The sequence below is a fragment of the Sphaerochaeta sp. genome, from assembly GCF_050256055.1.
Classification (GTDB): domain Bacteria; phylum Spirochaetota; class Spirochaetia; order Sphaerochaetales; family Sphaerochaetaceae; genus Sphaerochaeta.
In genome coordinates, this window is the sequence record NZ_JBFWIJ010000025.1 from 39,356 (window position 1) to 45,846 (window position 6,491).

Annotated in this window: 4 protein-coding genes; 3 read left to right on the forward strand and 1 reads right to left on the reverse strand. The window is 50.8% G+C overall.

What is annotated here, in order from left to right; genetic code table 11:
* Positions 1-44 precede the first annotated feature (44 nt).
* Positions 45-1,070, reverse strand: a complete 1,026-nt coding sequence (gene mgrA / locus AB7C91_RS10475) for an L-glyceraldehyde 3-phosphate reductase (RefSeq protein WP_428591224.1) — start codon at positions 1,068-1,070, stop codon at positions 45-47.
* Between the two features lie 107 nt (positions 1,071-1,177).
* On the opposite strand from mgrA, the gene AB7C91_RS10480 reads away from it, so the two are divergent.
* The 3 genes from AB7C91_RS10480 to AB7C91_RS10490 all read left to right on the forward strand — a co-directional run.
* Positions 1,178-1,957, forward strand: a complete 780-nt coding sequence (locus tag AB7C91_RS10480) for a tryptophan-rich sensory protein (RefSeq protein WP_332447534.1) — start codon at positions 1,178-1,180, stop codon at positions 1,955-1,957.
* A gap of 94 nt (positions 1,958-2,051) precedes the next feature.
* The gene (locus tag AB7C91_RS10485; protein WP_428591228.1) at positions 2,052-4,298 is read left to right on the forward strand and encodes a putative bifunctional diguanylate cyclase/phosphodiesterase; all 2,247 of its coding nucleotides are present in this window, start codon (positions 2,052-2,054) and stop codon (positions 4,296-4,298) included.
* Positions 4,279-6,491: diguanylate cyclase domain-containing protein (locus AB7C91_RS10490; RefSeq protein ID WP_428591231.1), on the forward strand; the 2,213-nt coding region annotated here is incomplete at its 3' end. The genes AB7C91_RS10485 and AB7C91_RS10490, both read left to right, overlap by 20 nt.

Below are 6,491 nucleotides of genomic sequence, written 5' to 3' on the forward strand. Positions count from 1 at the left end.
CCTCTATTAAATTGTAAACAATATAACAGAAGTCAACATGTATGTCAATCCTTGCTTGAACGCGCCCAGAGATTGATATTCCCTTCCTGCGCATACTCGTCGATCCGCCTGAGCTCCTCCTCGGTGAAGTCGAGCCTGGCCAACGCTCCTACATTCTCGGTGATCTGCTGCGGCGAGCTTGCTCCGATCAGGACACTGGTGATCTCCTTGCGTCTGAGGCACCAAGCAAGCGCCATCTGGGCGAGGCTCTGTCCTCTTGCCTGGGCGATCTCATTGAGCGAGCGGATATTCTGCAGGTTCTGTTCGGTGAGCATTGTCGGGGAAAGTGAACTGCCTTCCTGTGAAGCCCGGCTTCCTTCCGGTATTGCCGAAAGATACCGATCGGTGAGCATTCCCTGAGCCAAAGGAGAGAAGCAGATCGTTCCCACACCAAGTTCATCGACGGTGTCGAGCAATTCCTCCTCCACCCACCGATTGAGCATGGAATAGGATGGCTGATGAATCAACAACGGGATTCCCATCTCCTTGAGCAAGGAAGCAGCCTCACGTGTCTTTGCAGCCGAGTAGCTGGAAATGCCGACATAGAGACACTTTCCCGCCCGATACGCACTGGCCAAAGCCCCCATGGTCTCTTCGAGGGGAGTGTTCGGATCGTATCGATGGGAATAGAAGATGTCGACATACTCCAAACCCATCCGGGAAAGGGATGCATCAAGACTGCTCAACAGATATTTTCGGCTGCCCCACTCCCCATACGGGCCTGGATGCATCAAATATCCGGCTTTCGTGGAGATGATCAGTTCGTCCCGATAGGACGCGAAATCCTGTGCCAGTAATTTACCGAAATTGAGCTCCGCTGATCCGGGAGGCGGGCCGTAGTTGTTTGCCAAGTCGAAATGGGTGATGCCCAGATCAAAGGCTGTATGCAACATCTTGCGCGAATTGGAAAGCGAAGTGGTATCGCCAAAATTATGCCATAGTCCGAGGGATACGGCAGGAAGCTTCAAGCCGCTTTTCCCGCACCTGTTATAGAGCATGGCATCGTACCGTTGGGGGTTGGGTTTATACATAAAGGCCTCCTTGATAGGATTTCAGTATACACGATGTGCGCCTTTCATCAAAATACTTTGACAGAGCCGACAGAGCATGTCTACACTAACGACAGAAGGAGATCCCTATGATTAAACGAGATACGGCCCTTGCCCTGCTGACCATTCTTTCCTATTTGGTCATGGTTGCGATCAATGCATTGGCGAACATCCTGCCGATAGGAGGCATCGGCACCGGACAGGTATCGGATTCCTACCCCAATCTGTTCGCCCCTACCGGTCTCACCTTTTCCATCTGGGGTGTCATCTATCTTCTGCTAGCCGTATTTGCAATTGCCCAACTCAGCCTGCCTTCATCCGATGCGCTCAGATCCATCAGGATTCTCTTCTCACTCTCCAGTCTGGCGAACGCCCTTTGGATTTTCAGCTGGCATTACAAGAAGATTGCCCTTTCGGTACTCTTGATGCTCTGCATTCTGATCTGCTTGATCAGAATCAATCAAATCCTCCGAGCCCAGAATTTGAACCAGAGCGCATATTGGACGGTACAACTTGCCTTCTCGATCTACCTCGGTTGGATTACGGTAGCCACCATCGCAAACATCACCACCTTCCTGGTGGCCGTCAATTGGTCCGGCTTTGGGATTTCCCCGATGACCTGGACGATCATCATATTGCTCATCGGGACAGCAATCGGAAGCCTTTGGGCCCTACGGTATCAAGACAAGGCATATCTCATCACCTTGCTTTGGGCATATTTGGGGATTCTTTTGAAACACGCATCAGCAAAAGGGTTTTCACTTCGGTATCCTGCTGTCCTGGTCATTACGATACTCTGTATGGCGGTCTTTGCTGGAATCTTCATCACGTTGCTGCTCCAGACTCAGAAAGCCAAGCCGTCCGCGTGAAAGGTTTCTTCGAGTAATTCTCTATGATCCCGCTCTTTCTTGACTCTGCATACGCTCGATGGTAGCATGCAAGACACGTCAGATGGGAGGAATAGTGGATAATCGAAAAAAAAGGCAGTATGACAAACACTCCCTCTTCTCTGTTATCCTTCCCCTTGTATTGGTATTGTTCGTTATGGTATTCGGAGGATATTGGGCTACCGTATCGGTTCGGGAATTTTATTATCAGCAGAAACTACAGGAAGCATCACTGCTTGCCCGAGACTATGCCTTCAGCCTGAGTATCGTTGTCGACGCAAAGACTGAGCTGGACAACCAGATGTACAGTACCTTGAAAGTCGCAGGAGCCATGGTCGCCCAGCACAAGGAACCGTTCAGTCGAGACATCCTATCTGATATGGCAGAAAATCTGGATGTCGATGTCATCTACGTCTACGATCAGGATACGACCATCACCCAATCGAGCGATGGCAAGTATATCGGATGGAAAGCCCCGGAAGGGCATCCGGTACTAGCTTTTCATGAAAGCAAGCTGCAGTACTTCATTGAGGACATCCGGGCGGATTCCGAATCCGGAGAACTCTACAAGTACGGCTACTGCCGGTTTGCTGACAATCGAATGGTCCAGGTCGGTTTGAAAGCCTCCGCCATCTTCTCGCTGTATGCCCAATTCGACGCCCAGTATATGATCGACACCATCACAAAGGAGACACCATACATCAACTTGGTGTATCTGGACATGGTAAATCGTGTGGTGGCATCCAGCGACAAGGACAACCTCTCAGTGAACATTGACGCATCGCGTCTCAAACTCCCCCTTCAGCCAAACACCTCTTCGCGTTTCACCTGGGAGGGGAAGGACTATCTGGTACTCCGCATCCCCATCACCATCAAGGGACGAACGGCAGGTTCCCTGCTGTTATTCTACGACCTGCAACAAGAAGAGAATCTCATATTCCGATTGAGTATGATCATTGGCGCAACCTTGTTGGCGTTCTTTTTGTTGTTCACCATTTCCCTGCTCAAGATTTACCGAAAGAACAGTCGTATGCGTTCCATCGCATTTCATGACGAGTTGACCGGACTGACAAACCTCCGGTCATTCTTCCAGGAACTTTCCGATCTGCGGGCCGAAAACCTTGCATGCATTGCATTCAATCCTATGAATTTCCGTCTTCTGAACATCATCTACGGATACGACCATGGCGACGAGGTACTGAAAACGATCGGTACGGCCCTGTCCGACCTGCAGACCCGTTTCCCAAAGCTGCAGGTCTTCAAGTTTTCCGATGACCGATTTCTCCTGCTGCTCAGCGATTATGTATCCGAATCGTATCTGGAAAGCCTTCTCCATGCGCTGCTTTCCCTGAAACACGAGAACCGGATGTTTGCTTCCCTGACATTCAGTCTCGGTGTTGTGGAAAGCAGGGAAGGACGGTATGATGCCTCCCTCATGGTCAAGCAAGCATCCATCGCACTCAACGCCTGTACCGTTTCTGATCCCATCCAATTCTACAATACCACCTTGGAGGAAAAGCTCCTGCGCATCGATACCATAGAACAGGACCTGAAACATGCTCTCAGTGAAGAGGCTGGAACCCTACGGCTGGTCTATCAACCGATCTTCACCATCGAAGAAGGACAACTTGTTTCTTTCGAGGCCCTGGCAAGGATGGAAAGCAAGACACTCGGTCCCATTTCTCCGTTGGAATTCATCGACATTGCCGAACAGAGGCAGCTGATCATTCCGCTCGGGCGCAGGTTGCTGTCCTTGGCCTGCGATTTTCTCTCTGAACTCCAACACAAGGGAAACAAGCCCATCAAAATCGCTGTCAACATTTCCGCCATCCAATTGCTCGATCCTTCCTTCATCCCCTCTTTGAAAACCATCCTGGCAGCGAAACACGTCGACCCGCATGGACTTGAGCTCGAATTGACTGAATCGGTATTCGCCCAAAATCTTCAGAACGTTGCCGAACAATTGAAGGATATCCGCAGGATTGGTATTCACATTGCCATTGACGACTTCGGTACCGGATACTCGTCGCTGAGTAGGATCGAGGCATTGGAGATAGACGAAGTCAAACTGGACAAATCCTTCATCGACAAACTGGACAATCCCGCAACCGAGGGATTGATTGGAGATATCATCTCCATGGCCCACCATATTGAAAAACCGGTGGTTGCCGAAGGAGTAGAGACCAAACGGCAACAGACATTGCTCATAGCCCTTGGGTGTGATCTTTTGCAAGGTTATCTCATGGGCAAACCCATGGCTTCTTCTGAAGCTCTGAACCTATTCCTTGGCAAGGAGGCCTTCCATGCATCGATCGAAAGCTAGGCCCATCCTTGTCCTGTTGTTGTTCTTCATCGTCCATTCATACCTGTTCTGCGGGGAGCTGCCACCACTGGATCTTGTGGCGAAAAACACCCAATTTCCAATTTTGCTCATAGAATCACCGTCCAACATCATTGTCTGGGCCAATGATGCAACTTCCCGGTTTCTCAACACCAGCGAGGACCAACTAGTCGGCAATTCCCTGCCTATGGTGCTGGGGTTGGATACGGACGATCTGCTCTCCTTACAAGGCAAGACGGTTCCTGTAAAAAGCGACACCGGTACCTTTCGCTCCGTGACCTTCGGAATCCAAATGATGGAACATGACGGGCAATATGGAGCGGTTATGCTGCAGGATCGCACGGCACAGGAACGGTTGGTGGTACGCAACCGCATCCTCATCATCAGCTTGGTCACCTTGCTGCTGGTCGCTGTATTGTTTCTGGTCCTGTTTCTCTTTCTGCAGATCAAGTTGATGCGCCAAGTGCAACAACAACGAAAGCAGCAGGATTTCCTCATCCAATTGCTACAGCGATTCCTGGATGCCGACAGTCGCATCAGCTACATCAAGGATGCCCAGGGAAAATTCATTTTCGTCAATGCAGCCTTGGCCGCCTTCCTGGGAACCGAACCGGCCATATTGCTGGACAAAAGCATGGAGGAATTTGCTCCGGAGAAACTTGCCCGAGCAGCGCATGCCTACGATGCCACGGTTCTGGGAGACCAAACTCGCATCGATTATGAATTCGAATGGGACAAGCATATCTATCAGGTGACCAAATTCCCGCTCACCCTTCCCGACGGCAAACCCGGGTTGGGAACCTTTGCAATCGATATTTCCGAGCCCAAACGCCAGGAAGAAAGCCTGAAGAAAAGCCTGAAGCGCTCAGCCATGTTGGTGGAAATCCTCTCCAGCTCCTTTACGAATGTACAGGAACAATTGGAGACGGCACTCCAGCGAGCATGCGAGCTGACAGAAAGCTCTTCGGCTTTGCTGTTGCTTTGGGACGCAGATACCCAGCGGATACGTATACGTGCCCAGTCTTCTGGTGATGCACAACCTCTCCCGTCATTGACAGCGGGACAATCGCTTTCTGATGATGTTTCCGCTTTGTTCGCACAACTCTCCCCTACCCAAGCCGTGCGGGAAAGTTTCAATACCCTGCTTCTGAGTGAATTGTTCGGGGTGAAAGACCCAAAAGATCGGAAGAACACCTTGATCATTCCCTTCTGGATGGAAAACAACCCAGTCGGCGTCGTCGTATTCTTCCGGACGGAAGCCGGGTTCGAACAAGTCGACACCTACCAAGTCCAGTTGCTGTTCTCCGGGGTACATACGTCCATCCAAAAAGCACGGAAAGAAGCCGAATTGGCAGCAAGCCAGGAAAGTCTGCGGCTGATCCTTGACTCGACCGCAGAAGGAATTTATGGAATCGACCAAGATGGACTCTGCACATTCTGCAACAGCAGCTGCCTCTCCCTCCTCGGGTATGAGAAGGAAACCGACTTGTTGGGCAAGAACCTGCACATGCTTTGCCACTACTCCACCAGAGAAGGGGTTCCCATCGCCGAAAAGGATTGTCCGATCCAGCAGACCCTCCGTACGGGAGAGGGAGTGGTTATGGAAAATGACGTGTTCTTCAAGCAGGATGGATCGTGTTTTGATGTGTTGTGCTATTCATACCCGCAGATCAAAAACGGAGTGGTGATCGGGGCGGTGGTTACCTTCACCAACAATACGGAACGGAAGGCCGCGTTGAAAAAAATCCAGTATCTGAGCTACCATGACCAGCTTACCGGTTTATCCAATAGAGCCTATTTCGACGAAGCTTTGCACTATCTGAATACCGAAGAGCACCTTCCGATTTCCATCATCGTCGGGGATGTCAATGGACTGAAGCTTACCAATGACATTTTCGGGCACACTGCAGGGGACACGTTGCTTACCAATATCGCAAACACGCTTTCCCAAGCATGCAGAAAAACCGACATCATCAGCCGGATCGGAGGGGATGAATTCGTCATCATCCTCCCCAGTACCGATACGACAACCGTGGAGCGCATCCTCCAACGCAACAATCATCGACTGGACCAGAGTGATATTCTTGCTGGAAGCCGAAGCATCGCCTTGGGGTCGGCGACCAAGATTACGATGGAAGAATCGATCCATACCGTTTTCGATCTTGCCGAGGAACG